The organism is Stutzerimonas tarimensis, assembly GCF_042648805.1.
Lineage (GTDB): Bacteria > Pseudomonadota > Gammaproteobacteria > Pseudomonadales > Pseudomonadaceae > Azomonas > Azomonas tarimensis.
Genome location: NZ_JBHRXZ010000006.1, coordinates 1 through 13,775, shown reverse-complemented (window position 1 = coordinate 13,775; position 13,775 = coordinate 1). Strand labels below are relative to the sequence as shown.

The following is a 13,775-nucleotide window of genomic DNA, read 5'->3' as shown; positions in this document are numbered from 1 at the left end:
TCCAGTCCTCAACGAGCCCCGTCATGACCGACACCTTTCCCGGCTGGGACGGCAGCGTCGCTGCCGCCCGCGCCCTGCAGACCGAGCTGGCCCGTCAGGTTTGCCTGGTCGACGATTTTCCGCCCCTGCGCCTGGTCGCCGGGGTGGACGTGGGGTTCGAGGAGGGCGGGGCGATCACCCGCGCCGCCGCGGTGCTTCTGGATGCCGATACGCTGCAACTTCTGGCGCAGCAAGTGGTGCGGATTCCGACCTCCATGCCCTATATTCCCGGACTGTTGTCGTTCCGGGAACTGCCCGCGCTGCTCGAGGCACTGGATGCGCTACCGGACGTCCCCGACCTGATCCTGGTCGACGGCCAGGGCATTGCCCATCCGCGGCGGCTCGGCGTCGCGGCCCATCTGGGAGTGGCCTGCGGGCTGCCGACGGTGGGCGTGGCGAAGAAGGTGCTCACCGGGGTCTACGACGAGCCCGGCCCCGAGGCCGGCGACCAGAGCGACCTGCACGACAAGAAGACCAGGGAACTGATCGGCACCGTGCTACGTAGCAAACTGCGTTGCCGCCCGCTGATCGTCTCTCCGGGCCACCGTGTCAGCCTGGCGACCGCGCCGGTGCTGGTGAGGCGTTTTCTCACCCGCTACCGCCTGCCTGAGCCCACCCGCCTGGCCGACCGCCTCGCCTCCCGCCGCGATGCCCGCTAGCCAGCTTCGGCTACTGAGGAGCCCGGGCTCTGCCCGCGTTAGCAACCCGGACAAGCCACCATTGGCATCGCCGCGCTTTTTCGTTCAACCTCAACCTTCAGCACTCTTTTACCCATGTACCTGAACCCCGAAACCGGCTGGGTCGCCGGCATCGCCCATTGCCCGTCGCCGAACTTCAACCAGCGCCCTGACGGCGAGGTTTCGTTGCTGGTGATCCACAACATCAGCCTGCCGCCCGGATGCTTCGGCGGGGGGAACGTGCATGCGCTGTTCCAGAACCGCCTGGAGCCGGCCGGGCACCCGTTCTTCCGGGACATCGCCGGGCTGCAGGTTTCCGCGCATTTTCTCGTCGAGCGGGACGGGGCGATCACCCAGTTCGTCTCCTGCCGGGACCGGGCCTGGCATGCCGGGGTTTCCTGCTTTGACGAGCGACCGAACTGCAATGATTATTCCCTCGGCATCGAGCTGGAGGGCACCGACCACCTGCCCTACAGCGAGGCGCAGTACAGGTCTCTGATCGCCTTGGCCCGGTTGCTGCGCCATCATTATCCGAGGATCGGCGCAGGCCGGATCTGCGGTCACAGCGACATCGCGCCGGGCCGCAAGTCCGATCCCGGCCCGGCATTTGACTGGACACGGCTGCGGGCGGCTCTGGACAACGGCCCGGGGGAGGGGAAATGAAGTTTCTGGTTCTGCTGCTGGTGCTGCTGGCGGAAAAGCTGTTCCCGGGCTTGCGCCGGGGCATCCAGCGCGACGGCTGGTGGCTGGATCTGCGCAGGCGCCACGAGCAGCCGGGGCGGCCGTGGTTGGCCCTGGCCTGGCTGGTGCTGCTGCCGCTGTTCATCGTCTGGCTGGCGCTGAAAGTGCTGGAGCCGGTGCTGCACGGCTGGATGGCAGTGCTTTTGCACCTGTGGATCCTGCTCTACAGCCTCGGCCGGGGCTCTGTCTGGGCCGAACTGGACGGGTTTCGCCAGGCCTGGCAACGCGGCGATGGCGAGGCGGCCGGGCTGGTCGCCGCCGGCAGCCTGGGGATCGTCGCCGAGGGCGAGGGGGACCTGTTCGAGCGGGTCCAGGCAAGGCTGCTGTGGCTGGGCTACCAAGGCTTCTTCGCGGTGGTGTTCTGGTACCTGCTGCTGGGGCCGCTGGTGGCCCTGGCCTATCGCCTGCTGGCGCTGGCCGAACAGCACGGCCAGACGCCGGATCTGCGCGAGCGGGCGGGGCAGCTGCGCCACGTCCTGGACTGGCTGCCGGTACGGGCGCTGGCCGCCAGCCTGGCGCTGGTGGGCAACTACGTCAACGTGCTGCAGGCCCTGCGCCCGGCGTTGCTGAGTTGGGCCGTGCCGGCCGAGGCGCTGCTGGGGGATATCGCCCGGCGTTCCGGCGAGAACCTGGAGGCCAACCGTGGCGACGCGGGCCTGGCACGGCTGGAGGGGCTGTTGTCGCTGCTGCGGCGGGCCGCGGCGCTCTGGTACGTACTGGTCGCCCTTTGGCTGTTCATCGATTGAGCCGCGCCAGCGGCTCGCTGCGTCCGGCGCCCACCGACATGGCCACCGCCGCCGCCGCGGTACGGGTTTCGACCCCGAGCTTCACGTAGACGTGTTCCAGATGCTTGTTCACCGTGCGCGGGCTGAGGCCGAGGATGTCGCCGATGTCCCGGTTGGTCTTGCCATAGGCCACCCAGCGCAGCACTTCCACCTCGCGGCTGGTGAGCTGGTAGCGTTCGGTCAGGGCTGCCTGGATCTGTCGGTCGTCCGGCGCGGGCGGCTCCCGGGGGCCTTGGCGGGCATTCTGCAGCGCACGAGCGGTGCGCAGGTGAGCGCCGATACGGGCCAGTACCTGATCGGTGTGGATGGGCTTGGTGACATAGTCGATGCCGCCCGCCGCGAAGCCCTCCAGCACGTGTTCGCTCTCGGTCAGCGCGGTCATGAACAGCACCGGGATGTCCTGCAGGTCGGCATGGGTTTTCAGCCGGCGACAGGTATCGAAACCGTTCAGGTTGGGCATCATGGCGTCCATCAGTACGATGTCCGGACGCAGGCGTTGCATGCTGTCCAGGGCGCTGACGCCATCCAGGGCCACCAGCACCATGTAGCCGGCCTCTTCGAGCGCGCTGGAGAGCAGCGCCAGGTTGTCTGGGACGTCATCGACGATCATCACGATGTCCTGTCGGTCGTGGGCCTGTGTCATCAGGGTTTCACCTCCGGCGTGCCTGGATTTTGCGCGTGTGTCTGCTCCAGCGCCTGGGCCAGGCGCCGGTTGAGCTCGTTGAGCTGGAAACGTCTGGCCAGGTCCCGCAGGAGCGCGAAAAAGGCCAGGCAGTGCGGCTCGCGTTGTTCCAGCGCGTCCAGCGTGTCCAGTACCCCGCGCAGGTAGCCGAGGGAGGCCTGGTCGCGCAGTTCGAGCAGGACGGCGGCGCTGGGCAGTTCGAGCCGTGCCGGGGCCGGCGCCGGAGCTGCGCTGCGCTTCAGCCAGTCGAGCGCGAGGTGCTGCCTGATCTTCTCGAGCAGCGCCGGGGCGCTGACCGGTTTGGCCAGGTAGTCGTTGCATTGGGCCGCCACGCTGCGTTCGCGGTCGTCAGCGAAAGCGTTGGCCGACACTACGATGATCGGTGCTCGCGAGCCGACCCGCTCGCGAATCAGCCGGCTGGTTTCCCAGCCATCCAGCTGCGGCATCGACAGATCCATCAGGATCAGATCCGGGTTCAGCAGCGACACCTGGCTCAGCGCTTCCTGGCCGCTGGCTGCGGTGGCGACGTCGAAGCCGAGCGGCCCCAGCAGTCCGGCCAGCACCTGGCGATGCTCAAGGTGGTCGTCCACCACCAGTAGCCGGCGGCGAGGTCCGGCATAGCCGATGATGTCGTGCGCGTCATGTACCACCGCCCGTGGCACGCGCACCTCGGAGAGGAACAGCCGGACCTGGAACACCGATCCCTGCCCGGGCTCGCTGCGCACCGAGAGCTCACCTCCCATCAGCGACACCAGCATGCGCGCAATGGTCAGCCCGAGGCCCAGGCCGTGGTCCTTGCGTAGTGGGTCTCCACGCTCGAAGGGTTGGAACAGCCGTTCGAGTTGCTCCGGGAGCATGCCTGGGCCGGAGTCCAGCACGTCGAAAGTAGCGGTCTCGCGCAGATAGCTTACCTGGAGCGTAACGCCGCCCTGCTCGGTGTAACGCACCGCGTTGCCGAGCAGGTTGATCAGGATCTGCCGCACCCGCTTCTCGTCGCCGCGCACCACCAGCGGGATGCGGCCCTTGGTCTGGAAGTGAAAGCCGAGGCCCTTTTCCTCGGCCTGGGGGCGAAACATCTGCTCCAGCTGGGTGAGGAATTCGGGGAGGGAAATTTCGGACGGGTCCAGATGCAGCTTGCCTGCTTCGATCTTGGCTACGTCCAGCAGGCCGTCGATCAGCGACAGCAGGTGGTTGCCGCTGCGGTGAATGGTGGCCAGGGCGTCCCGATGGCGTTCGGCCAGACTGCCGTCGCGCTCGAGGATCTGGGTGTAGCCGAGGATACTGTTCAGTGGCGTGCGCAACTCGTGGGACAGACCGGTGACATAGCGACTCTTGGCCGCGTTGGCCGCTTCCGAGGCTTCCTTGGCCCGCTGAAGCTGTTCGTCGGTCTGGCGGTGGGCGTCGATCTCCTTGATCAGCAGGCGGGTCTGGCGGTTGGACTCCTCCAGCGCCACATGGCGGCTCTCGCGGGTCAGCACCACCCACCAGGCCAGCACGCCGGTGAACAGCGACAGGGTCAGGAAGGCCTTGACGAAGGCCAGGTACAGCACCTCGGCGGCCTCCGGCGGGCCTTGCTCGAAGCCGGGGGAGACCTGGCTGTAGATCAGCGCCAGGGCGCAGAACAGCAGGGTCATCATCAGTCCCAGCACCCCGACATAGTGAACCAGGCGAGTATGCAGCCGCGGCACCTGGGCGCTGGGAAACAGCCAGCGGATGAAGTCCTCGATCTGCTCGTGGATCCGCGAGCGTGACTTGCATAGGTCGTTGCAGCGGGCATCCAGCGAGCAGCACAGCGAGCAGATCGGCGCGCCGTAGGCCGGGCAATAGGCCGTGTCGGGCCGCTCGAAAGCGTTGGCGCAGAGCACGCAGCGGACCCGTTCGGCTGAGTGCAGCGGATAGGGCTGCTCGGGCTCGTCGGCCCGGGCGGTATAGAAGCGCCCGCCGGTCCACCAGGCGATCAGCGGCGCAACGACCATCGCGGTCGCCAGCGCCACCGCCGAGGACATTGCCTGGGCCAGCTCGCCCATCATGCCGGCGTAGGCAAGGATCGAGACCAGCGAGGCGATCAGCATGGCGCCAACCCCCACCGGATTGATGTCGTAGAGGTGGGCGCGCTTGAATTCGATGTGCCGGGGCGACAGGCCCAGCGGCTTGTTGATCACCAGGTCTGCCACCAAGGCGCCGATCCAGGCCACCGCGATATTGGCGTAGAGCCCGAGCACCTGCTCGATGGCCTCGAACACGCCCAGCTCCATGAGCATCAGGGCGATGGCCACGTTGAACACCAGCCACACCACGCGGCCCGGGTGGCTGTGGGTAATGCGGGCAAAGAAGTTCGACCAGGCCAGTGAGCCGGCATAGGCATTGGTGACGTTGATCTTGATCTGGGAAATGATCACGAACAGCACCATGGCGGCCAGGGCGAGCTCAGGGGTGGAGAACACATAACTGTAGGCCACCAGGTACATCTGGGTCGGCTCGGCGGCGCGCTCCACCGGAATCTCGTGCTGCAGGGCGAGAAATGCCAGGAATGCCCCGGCCAGCATCTTCAGCGCCCCGGGGATGATCCAGCCGGGCCCGGCCGAGAGCATCGCCGCCCACCAGCGCACCCGGTTGCGCCGGGTCTTCTCCGGTAGAAAGCGCAGGTAGTCCACCTGCTCACCGATCTGCGTCACCAGCGCCAGCGCCACGGTGCAGGCCATGCCGAACGACAGCAGATTGAAGGCTCCGCCATCGCCTTCACGACCGGCGAAGCTGGGCAGGTCGGCCAGTACGTCGGGATTCTTGGCGATGACGAACACGTAGGGGAGCAGCAACAGCACCAGCCAGACCGGTTGGGTCCAGGCCTGCAGGCGGTTGATCAGGGTGATGCCGTAGGTCACCAGGGGGATGATCACAACGGCGCAGACGACATAGGCCAGCGCCAGCGGAATGCCGAAATAGAGCTCCAGTGCCAGGGCCATGATCGCCGCTTCAAGGGCAAAGAACAGAAAGGTGAAGCTGGCGTAGATCAGTGAGGTGATGGTGGAACCGATGTAGCCGAAACCGGCACCGCGGGTCAGAAGGTCCATGTCCATGCCGTAGCGGGCCGCGTAGTAGCTGATCGGCAGGCTGGTGAGAAAGATCACTAGGCTCACCGCCAGGATCGCCCAGAGCGTATTGGTGAAGCCGTAGTTCAGCGCCAGGGTGCCGCCGATGGCTTCCAACGCGAGGAACGACACGGCACCGAGGGCGGTGTTGGCGATGCGGAACTCGGACCATTTGCGAAAGGACTTCGGCGTGTAGCGTAGGGCGTAGTCTTCCAGCGTCTCGTCGGCCACCCAACGGTTGTAGTCGCGGCGGATCTTGACGATGCGTTGGGGGCCGGTGGCGGGCACGTAGCGATTCCTCGTGGTCGATCGGCGATACGGCGGACCGGAGCTGATCCGTGATAGCAATTTACGTGCCGGTGAACATGCATCTCGGGGGGCTGCGGGCGTCTCGCTGTGCGCCAGGGTCCCGGACCGGGCCAGCCAGGCGCCTGCCTTGTTCAAGCGCGCAATTCTGCACCAGTACGGCGCAGGTTCGGGTACGTCAGATGACGTACCCCGTTACGTCAAGTTGCGTATACCTGTCTGCCGTTCGCCGCCCCATTCTTGCCCTCGACCCGATACCGGCCCGCATTCGCAACGCCGGTGCGGCCCACCGAGACAGGAGCCCTCACGATGGATCATCAACAGTCAGGCCTGACCCGCCTTTTCCCACGCCGTCTGGTGCTGGGAGCCGCCATGCTCTCGATGCTGGCTTCGAGCGCCTTCAGCTCGGTCGTCAGCGCAGAAGTGAACACCACCGGCCTCGCCGTGACGGATACCGAGGTAGTGGTCGGCCAGCTGCATTCGGCCACCGGGACAATGGCCATCTCCGAAACCGGGGCGATCCAGGCCGAGCGGCTGGCCATCGAGCAGATCAATGCCGAGGGCGGTGTGCTGGGCCGGCAGATCCGGATAGTTCAGGAAGACGGCGCGTCGGACTGGCCCACGTTCGCCGAGAAGGCGCGCAAGTTGCTGGAGCGGGACAAGGCCGCGGCGGTGTTCGGCTGCTGGACTTCGGCCTCGCGCAAGGCGGTGCTGCCGATCTTCGAACGGCAGAACGGACTGCTCTACTACCCGACCTTCTATGAAGGGCTCGAACAGTCGAAGAACGTGATCTATACCGGTCAGGAAGCCACCCAGCAAATCCTCGCAGGGCTGGACTGGGTCGCCAGGGAAAAGGACGCCAAGACCTTCTACCTGATCGGCTCGGACTACATCTGGCCGCGCACCTCGATGAAGATCGCGCGCAAGCACATCGAGGACGTGCTGGGCGGCAAAGTGGTGGGCGAGGAGTACTACCCGCTGGGCAACACCCAGTTCGGCTCGCTGACCAACAAGATCAAGCTGCGCAAGCCCGACGTGGTGTTCGCCGCGGTGGTGGGCGGCTCCAACGTGGCCTTCTACAAGCAGCTCAAGGCCGCCGGCATCACCGCCGACCGCCAGAACCTGCTGACCCTGTCGGTCACCGAGGATGAACTGCTCGGCATCGGCGGCGAGAACATGGCCGGCTTCTACGCCTCGATGAAGTACTTCCAGAGCCTGGAAAACGAAAACAACCAGGCGTTCGTCCAGGCGTTCAAGCAGCGCTGGGGCCAGGACGCGGTGATCGGCGACGTCACCCAGGCTGCCTATCTCGGCCCCTGGCTGTGGAAGGCCGCGGTGGAAAAGGCGGGCAGCTTCGATGTGGAAAAGGTCACCGCCGCCTCCAAGGGCATCGAACTGAAAACTGCCCCGGAAGGCTACGTGAAGGTGCATGACAACCATCACCTGTGGAGCAAGACCCGTATCGGCCAGGTGCAGCCCAACGGCCAGTTCACCGTGGTCTACGAGTCCGACCTGATCGAACCCAACCCCTTCCCGGAAGGCTATCAGTAAGGCGAACAGCCAATAACAGCGCTGGAGGCTGGACGAACGGGTGTCGTCCGGCTTTCGGCCTTCCACCACCTCCCGCCGCTTTTTCTTCGAGGAGACCATCATGGAATGGCTATCCGATTTCGGCGCCATCGCCGTCATGCAGGGGTTCAATGGCCTGTCGGTGTTCTGCGTGCTGCTCTTGATGGCGCTCGGGCTGGCGATCATCTTCGGGCAGATGGGCGTGATCAACATGGCCCACGGCGAGTTCCTGACGGTCGGCGCGTACACCACGTATCTGCTGTCGGCGATGACTCTGAAATTCGTGCCGGCGCTGCAGCCTTATTACTTCTTCTTCGCCATCGTCCTCGCCTTCGTGGTCGCCGGCGCGCTCGGCTGGCTGGTGGAGTGGGCGATGATCAGCAAGCTCTACCAGCGGCCGCTGGATACCCTCCTGGCCACCTGGGGCCTGTCGCTGGTGATGCAGCAAGCGTTTCGCTCGATCTTTGGTCCGCGTGAGGTGAGCGCCAACCTGCCCGACTGGCTGATGGGCTCATGGATGCCCACCGACATGATCGACATCCCCCTCAATGGGCTGTTCGTCATGGCGGTGACCCTGGTGCTGACCACCGTCATCTTCTTCCTGCTGTTCCGCTCCCGCTGGGGCCTGCAGGTGCGCGCCACGACCCAGAATCGGGTGATGAGCCGGGCCGTGGGAATCAATACGCGGAAGGTCGACCGGATGACCTTCGCCCTGGGTTGCGGGGTGGCCGGAGTGGCCGGGGCGGCGTTCACCACCATCGGTTCCACCGGGCCCACCTCCGGCTCGCTGTACATAGTCGACACCTTCCTCGTGGTGGTCTTCGGCGGCGCGCAGAGCCTGTTCGGCACCATCGCCTCGGCGTTCTCCATCGCTCAGACCCAGTCCATTTCCGAGTTCTTCCTCTCGGGCTCGATGGCCAAGGTGCTCACCCTGTCGGCGGTAATCCTGATCCTGATGATGCGTCCCCAGGGGCTTTTCGCCAGCAAGGTGCGCAAGTGAACCGGCGGCCCATGGTGCGCCCGACGCGCTACGAGCCCGGTCCGGTGGCTGCCGCCTGGTGGTCGGCACCGCTGCCGTCCGCTTCGGAGCGCGCTTTGCGCATGATTTGTGACCCTGCTACGAGGACCTGTTGATGAAATCCGCATACGCCAATGTCTTTGGCGGCAGGCAGGGCCTGATCGGCCTGCTGATTCTGGCCGCGCTGCTGTTCGTGGTGTTTCCGCTGGCGCTGGACGCCTTTCGCCTGAACATGGTCGGCAAATACCTGACCTACGCCTTCGTCGCCGTGGGGCTGGTGCTCTGCTGGGGCTACGGCGGCATCCTCAGCCTCGGCCAGGGCATCTTCTTCGGCCTCGGCGGCTATTGCATGGCCATGTTCCTCAAGCTGGAGGCATCGGACCCGGAGTCCACCGCGATCCAGTCCACCCCCGGCATCCCGGACTTCATGGACTGGAACCAGATCACCGAGCTGCCGGCGATCTGGGTGCCGTTCCAGAGCTTCGGCTTCACCCTGCTGGCGGTGGTGGCGGTGCCGGCGATCTTCGCCCTGGTCATCGGCCTGGCGATGTTCAAGCGCCGGGTGGGGGACGTGTATTTCGCCATCGTCACTCAGGCCATCGCGGCGATCCTGACCATCCTGATCATTGGCCAGCAGGGGCTTACTGGCGGGGTCAACGGGATCACTGACCTGCGCACGCTGTTGGGCTGGGACATCCGCAGCGACGAGGCGAAGAACATCCTCTACTTCGTCTGCGCCGGCCTGCTCATCGCCTGCATCCTGATCGGCCGCTTCGTGCTCTCGTCCAAGCTCGGCCGGTTGCTGATGGCCATGCGCGACAAGGAGGAGCGGGTGCGCTTTTCCGGTTACGACGTGTCGGCATTCAAGATCTTCGTGTTCTGCCTGGCAGCGGTGTTCTCCTCCATCGGCGGGGCGATGTTCACCCTCCAGGTGGGCTTCATGTCGCCGAGCTTCGTCGGCATCGTGCCGTCCATCGAGATGGTCATCTTCGCCGCGGTCGGCGGGCGCATGTCGCTGCTTGGCGCGGTGTACGGCGCGCTGCTGGTCAACTTCGGCAAGACGATGTTCTCCGAGAGTTTCCCCGAGCTGTGGCTGTACTTCATGGGCGGGCTGTTCATCGTGGTGGTGATGTTCTTTCCCATGGGCCTGGCCGGCCTCTGGCAGAGCCACGGCCGCAAGTGGCTGGCGCGCCTGCCGGGCGTTTCCGGGAAACCGGCGCGGCCCCGTCCGACCCCTGAGCCTTCCCACACCCGTGGAGCCGGCGGCAGCATCGAACCCTCGCCCGCGGGCAGACTGGAGAACACCCCATGAACAGCTTCCATATGCCCAAGCCGGTGCTCTCGGTGGAGGGACTGACCGTGTCCTTCGACGGCTTCAAGGCGGTCGACGATCTCAACCTCTACCTCGACCGCAACGAGGTACGGGTGGTGATCGGCCCCAACGGCGCCGGGAAGACCACCGTGCTGGACCTGATCTGCGGAAAGACCCGCGCCACCGCCGGCAAGATCGACTTCAACGGCAAAGACCTGACGAAGATGGCCGAGTACGACATTGTCCGCGCCGGAGTGGGGCGCAAGTTCCAGAACCCCTCGATCTACGAGGCGCTGACAGTGTTCGAGAATCTGGAAATGTCCTACCCGGCCGGGCGCAAGGTGTTCGGCGCGTTGTTCTTCAAGCGCAGTGCCGAGGTGATCGCCCGGGTCGAGCAGGTTGCCGAGGAGATTTTCCTCAAGGATTTCCTGCACCAAACCGCGGACCTGCTCTCCCATGGGCAGAAGCAGTGGCTGGAGATCGGCATGCTGCTGATGCAGGACCCGGAGCTGTTGATGCTGGACGAGCCGGTGGCGGGGATGAGCGTATCCGAGCGGCAGCAGACCGCCGAGCTGCTCAAACGCATCAGCCAGGGGCGGTCGGTGCTGGTGATCGAGCACGACATGGAATTCGTCAAGAGCATCGCCAGCAAGGTCACCGTGCTGCACCAGGGCAAGCTGCTCGCCGAGGGCAGCATGGACGCGGTGCAGAGCAATCCCAAGGTCATCGAAGTCTACCTGGGCCACTGAAGGGAGCCGCCATGTTCAGCATCTCCAACCTCGCCTCCGGCTACGGCCAGAGCCAGATCCTCCACGACCTCGACCTGGACGTGGACAAGCAGGAAATCGTCGCGGTCATGGGCCGCAACGGTATGGGCAAGACCACCTTCTTCAAGACCCTGATGGGCATCGTCAACCAGACCCGCGGCAGCGTGAAGGTGGACGGTATCGAGGTGGCCGGCATGGACACCCACCAGCGGGTGGAGAACGGCGTCGCTTACGTGCCCCAGGGACGGATGATTTTCCCCGGCATGACCGTGCTGGAAAACATCCAGACCGGGCTGCCGGCCTCCGCCGGGGGCAAGGTACCGGAAGACCTGTACCAGCTGTTCCCGGTGCTGCACGAGATGCGCAAGCGCAAGGGCGGCAACCTCTCCGGCGGCCAGCAGCAGCAACTGGCGATCGCCCGGGCGCTGGCCACCAATCCCAAGGTACTGCTGCTGGACGAGCCCACCGAGGGCATCCAGCCGTCGATCATCAAGGACATTGCCCGCACCCTGAAGGAAATCCGCACTCTGCGTGGGCTGACCATCGTGGTATCCGAACAGGTACTGTCCTTCACCATGGAGATCGCCGACCGCTTCCTGGTCATCGAGAAGGGCCGCTTCGTGCTCGAGGAAAGTCGCCAGAACGCCGACGAGACCACCATCAGCCGCTACCTGTCGGTCTAAAAACAGCCGCAAGCAAGCCGCAAGCGAAAAGCGGCAAGCAAGAGCCGGGACTGCAGACCTGCAGGGCCCGGCTTTGTCTTTTTCTTGCCGCTTGCCGCTGCTCTCCCGGGGTACGTCATCCAACGTATTTCCCCCCCGACCGAGGCGGCGAAGACTAGGCCCGTACCCAGCGCAACGCTGATTCCTCCCTTACGGTCCCAGGAGCTTCGTCATGACCGACACGCTGATCAAGGTCGATTTGAGCCAGCCCGCCACCGAAAACGAACAGATCCACAACCGCTGGCACCCGGACATTCCCATGGCCTGCTGGGTCAGTCCGGGCGACGACTTCATTCTCGAGACCTACGACTGGACCGGTGGCGCGATCAAGAACGACGACGATGCCTCCGACGTGCGCGACGTCGACCTGTCCACCGTGCACTACCTCTCCGGCCCGGTGGGGGTCAAGGGTGCCGAACCCGGCGACCTGCTGGTGGTGGAGCTGCTGGACATCGGCGCCAAGCAAGAGTCCATGTGGGGCTTCAATGGATTCTTCTCGCAGACCAACGGCGGAGGCTTTCTCACCGACTACTTCCCGTCGGCGCAGAAGTCCATCTGGGACTTCGAAGGCATGTTCACCAAGAGCCGGCACATCCCCGGCGTTCGCTTCGCCGGCCTTATCCATCCTGGGCTGATCGGCTGTCTGCCGGATCCGAAGATGCTGGCCGACTGGAACAGCCGCGAGCAGGCGCTGATCGATACCAACCCTACTCGCGTACCGCCACTGGCCAACCCACCGATGGCCAGGACCGCCCACGCCGGCAAGGCCTCCGGCGAGCTGCGCGACAAGATCGCCGCCGAGGGCGCCCGCACCGTGCCGCCCCGTGAGCATGGCGGCAACTGCGACATCAAGGACCTGTCGCGCGGTTCGAAGATCTTCTTCCCGGTGTATGTCGACGGCGCCGGCCTCTCGGTTGGCGACCTGCACTTCAGCCAGGGCGACGGCGAGATCACCTTCTGCGGCGCCATCGAGATGGCCGGCTGGGTGCACATGAAGGTCGAGGTGATCAAGGGCGGCATGGCCAAGTACGGCATCAAGAACCCCATCTTCAAGCCAAGCCCGATCGTGCCCACCTACAACAACTTCCTGATCTTCGAGGGTATCTCCGTCGACGATAATGGCAAGCAGCATTATCTAGACGTGAACCTGGCCTACAAGCAGGCCTGCATGAACGCCATCAACTACCTGACCAAGTTCGGCTACTCGCCGGCCCAGGGTTACTCGCTGCTCGGCTCGGCACCGGTGCAGGGGCACATCAGCGGTGTGGTGGACATCCCCAACGCCTGCGCCACCCTCTGGTTGCCTACCGACATCTTCGAGTTCGACATCAATCCCAGTGCCTCCGGCCCGATCAAGCACCTCGACGGCAGCATCGATCTGCCCCTCGCGCCGGACAAATGAGTTCCCTCTCCGGGGTGGGCCTGTGGCTCTGGACGGCGTTCAGCCCCGCCCCGGCGATGGATCTTCGCCTACCACATGCGGGGCCGGCCGCCGCGCCCCCGCCCAGCGCCCCCTGACAGGTACCGCCAGATGCCCCTGTACGAATACGACTGCCCGACCTGTGGCGACTTCACCCTGTTGCGGCCCATGGCCGAGCGCGAGCAGCCCTGTACCTGCCCGGCCTGCGGCAGCATGGGCGAACGGGTGATCCGCTCGGCGCCGGGCCTGGCCACCCTGGCCGGCAGCACGCGCAAGGCGCACGCGATCAACGAACAGAGCGCCCACGCGCCCAAGACCCTCGGCGAGTATGCCGCCAGCCGCAAGCATCCGGCCGGTTGCAGCTGTTGCGGTCCGAGCAAGCCGAGCAAACCCACCAGGGACAACCCGCACATGCTCAAGAGCAAACCCACGGGTCGCCCCTGGATGATCAGCCATTAGGCGAACAGCCGAGCAAAGCATCGAAGGCCGGACGCGGGACTCGGCTTTCGTTCAGCCTCGAGCCTTCAGCGCTCTTTCCATTTTTCCCATGCATCAGAGGAGTCTTTCATGCGTCACGGAGATATTTCCAGCAGTCCCGACACCGTCGGCGTTGCCGTCGTCAACTACAAGATGCCGCGCCTGCACACC

At 65.3% G+C, this 13,775-nt stretch carries 12 protein-coding genes; 10 read left to right on the top strand and 2 right to left on the bottom strand.

The annotated features are described in order from the left end of the window. Positions 1 to 23: 23 nt before the first annotated feature. The 3 genes from nfi to ampE all read left to right on the top strand — a co-directional run bounded on the left by nfi (position 24) and on the right by ampE (position 2,203). Positions 24 to 698: a deoxyribonuclease V gene (nfi, locus tag ACFOMF_RS03375; protein ID WP_386361261.1), complete on the top strand. Its 675-nt coding sequence runs from the start codon at positions 24 to 26 to the stop codon at positions 696 to 698. A gap of 114 nt (positions 699 to 812) precedes the next feature. Continuing rightward, on the top strand, positions 813 to 1,379 hold the full coding sequence (ampD, locus tag ACFOMF_RS03370; protein WP_386361259.1) for a 1,6-anhydro-N-acetylmuramyl-L-alanine amidase AmpD: 567 nt from the start codon (positions 813 to 815) through the stop codon (positions 1,377 to 1,379). Then, a complete protein-coding gene (gene ampE, locus ACFOMF_RS03365) occupies positions 1,376 to 2,203 on the top strand; it encodes a regulatory signaling modulator protein AmpE (protein WP_386361257.1) in 828 nt (275 codons plus the stop codon). The genes ampD and ampE overlap by 4 nt, the downstream gene beginning before the upstream one ends. On the opposite strand, the gene ACFOMF_RS03360 is transcribed toward ampE, so the two are convergent. Together ACFOMF_RS03360 and ACFOMF_RS03355 are read right to left on the bottom strand one after the other, a co-directional pair. Further along, a complete protein-coding gene (locus ACFOMF_RS03360; RefSeq protein ID WP_386361255.1) occupies positions 2,193 to 2,885 on the bottom strand; it encodes a response regulator in 693 nt (230 codons plus the stop codon). The two genes, ampE and ACFOMF_RS03360, sit on opposite strands and share 11 nt — an antisense overlap. Beyond that, positions 2,885 to 6,301, bottom strand: coding sequence for a hybrid sensor histidine kinase/response regulator (locus tag ACFOMF_RS03355; RefSeq protein WP_386361254.1), 3,417 nt, complete (start codon positions 6,299 to 6,301; stop codon positions 2,885 to 2,887). Before ACFOMF_RS03355 ends, ACFOMF_RS03360 begins: the two co-directional genes overlap by 1 nt. A gap of 399 nt (positions 6,302 to 6,700) precedes the next feature. Between ACFOMF_RS03355 and urtA the strand changes: the two genes are divergently transcribed. The 7 genes from urtA (at position 6,701) to ACFOMF_RS03320 (ending at position 13,586) form a co-directional block, all read left to right on the top strand. After that, positions 6,701 to 7,870 (top strand): urea ABC transporter substrate-binding protein, encoded by a 1,170-nt coding sequence (gene urtA, locus ACFOMF_RS03350; protein WP_386361447.1) that lies wholly within the window; start codon positions 6,701 to 6,703, stop codon positions 7,868 to 7,870. A 100-nt stretch (positions 7,871 to 7,970) separates the two neighbouring features. Next, positions 7,971 to 8,888, top strand: coding sequence for an urea ABC transporter permease subunit UrtB (gene urtB, locus ACFOMF_RS03345; protein WP_386361252.1), 918 nt, complete (start codon positions 7,971 to 7,973; stop codon positions 8,886 to 8,888). Between the two features lie 133 nt (positions 8,889 to 9,021). Then, complete coding sequence (gene urtC / locus ACFOMF_RS03340; protein WP_386361250.1) at positions 9,022 to 10,218, top strand: urea ABC transporter permease subunit UrtC; 1,197 nt, start codon at positions 9,022 to 9,024, stop codon at positions 10,216 to 10,218. Next, a complete protein-coding gene (urtD, locus tag ACFOMF_RS03335) occupies positions 10,215 to 10,967 on the top strand; it encodes an urea ABC transporter ATP-binding protein UrtD (RefSeq protein WP_386361248.1) in 753 nt (250 codons plus the stop codon). Before urtC ends, urtD begins: the two co-directional genes overlap by 4 nt. Before the next feature lie 11 nt (positions 10,968 to 10,978). Beyond that, positions 10,979 to 11,668, top strand: coding sequence for an urea ABC transporter ATP-binding subunit UrtE (gene urtE, locus ACFOMF_RS03330; RefSeq protein ID WP_386361246.1), 690 nt, complete (start codon positions 10,979 to 10,981; stop codon positions 11,666 to 11,668). A gap of 211 nt (positions 11,669 to 11,879) precedes the next feature. Continuing rightward, positions 11,880 to 13,109, top strand: a complete 1,230-nt coding sequence (gene fmdA / locus ACFOMF_RS03325) for a formamidase (RefSeq protein WP_386361244.1) — start codon at positions 11,880 to 11,882, stop codon at positions 13,107 to 13,109. Between the two features lie 129 nt (positions 13,110 to 13,238). Further along, positions 13,239 to 13,586 carry an FmdB family zinc ribbon protein gene (locus ACFOMF_RS03320; protein ID WP_386361242.1) on the top strand — a complete coding sequence of 116 codons (348 nt, stop codon included), beginning with the start codon at positions 13,239 to 13,241 and terminating at the stop codon, positions 13,584 to 13,586. Positions 13,587 to 13,775: the final 189 nt, after the last annotated feature.

Bases quoted from the DNA above. Each gene is read 5' to 3' on its own strand.
- nfi (WP_386361261.1), top strand. From the start codon at position 24: ATGACCGACACCTTTCCCGGCTGGGACGGCAGCGTCGCTGCCGCCCGC.
- ampD (WP_386361259.1), top strand. From the start codon at position 813: ATGTACCTGAACCCCGAAACCGGCTGGGTCGCCGGCATCGCCCATTGC.
- ampE (WP_386361257.1), top strand. From the start codon at position 1,376: ATGAAGTTTCTGGTTCTGCTGCTGGTGCTGCTGGCGGAAAAGCTGTTC.
- ACFOMF_RS03360 (WP_386361255.1), bottom strand. From the start codon at position 2,885: ATGACACAGGCCCACGACCGACAGGACATCGTGATGATCGTCGATGAC.
- urtA (WP_386361447.1), top strand. From the start codon at position 6,701: ATGCTGGCTTCGAGCGCCTTCAGCTCGGTCGTCAGCGCAGAAGTGAAC.
- urtB (WP_386361252.1), top strand. From the start codon at position 7,971: ATGGAATGGCTATCCGATTTCGGCGCCATCGCCGTCATGCAGGGGTTC.
- urtC (WP_386361250.1), top strand. From the start codon at position 9,022: ATGAAATCCGCATACGCCAATGTCTTTGGCGGCAGGCAGGGCCTGATC.
- urtD (WP_386361248.1), top strand. From the start codon at position 10,215: ATGAACAGCTTCCATATGCCCAAGCCGGTGCTCTCGGTGGAGGGACTG.
- urtE (WP_386361246.1), top strand. From the start codon at position 10,979: ATGTTCAGCATCTCCAACCTCGCCTCCGGCTACGGCCAGAGCCAGATC.
- fmdA (WP_386361244.1), top strand. From the start codon at position 11,880: ATGACCGACACGCTGATCAAGGTCGATTTGAGCCAGCCCGCCACCGAA.
- ACFOMF_RS03320 (WP_386361242.1), top strand. From the start codon at position 13,239: ATGCCCCTGTACGAATACGACTGCCCGACCTGTGGCGACTTCACCCTG.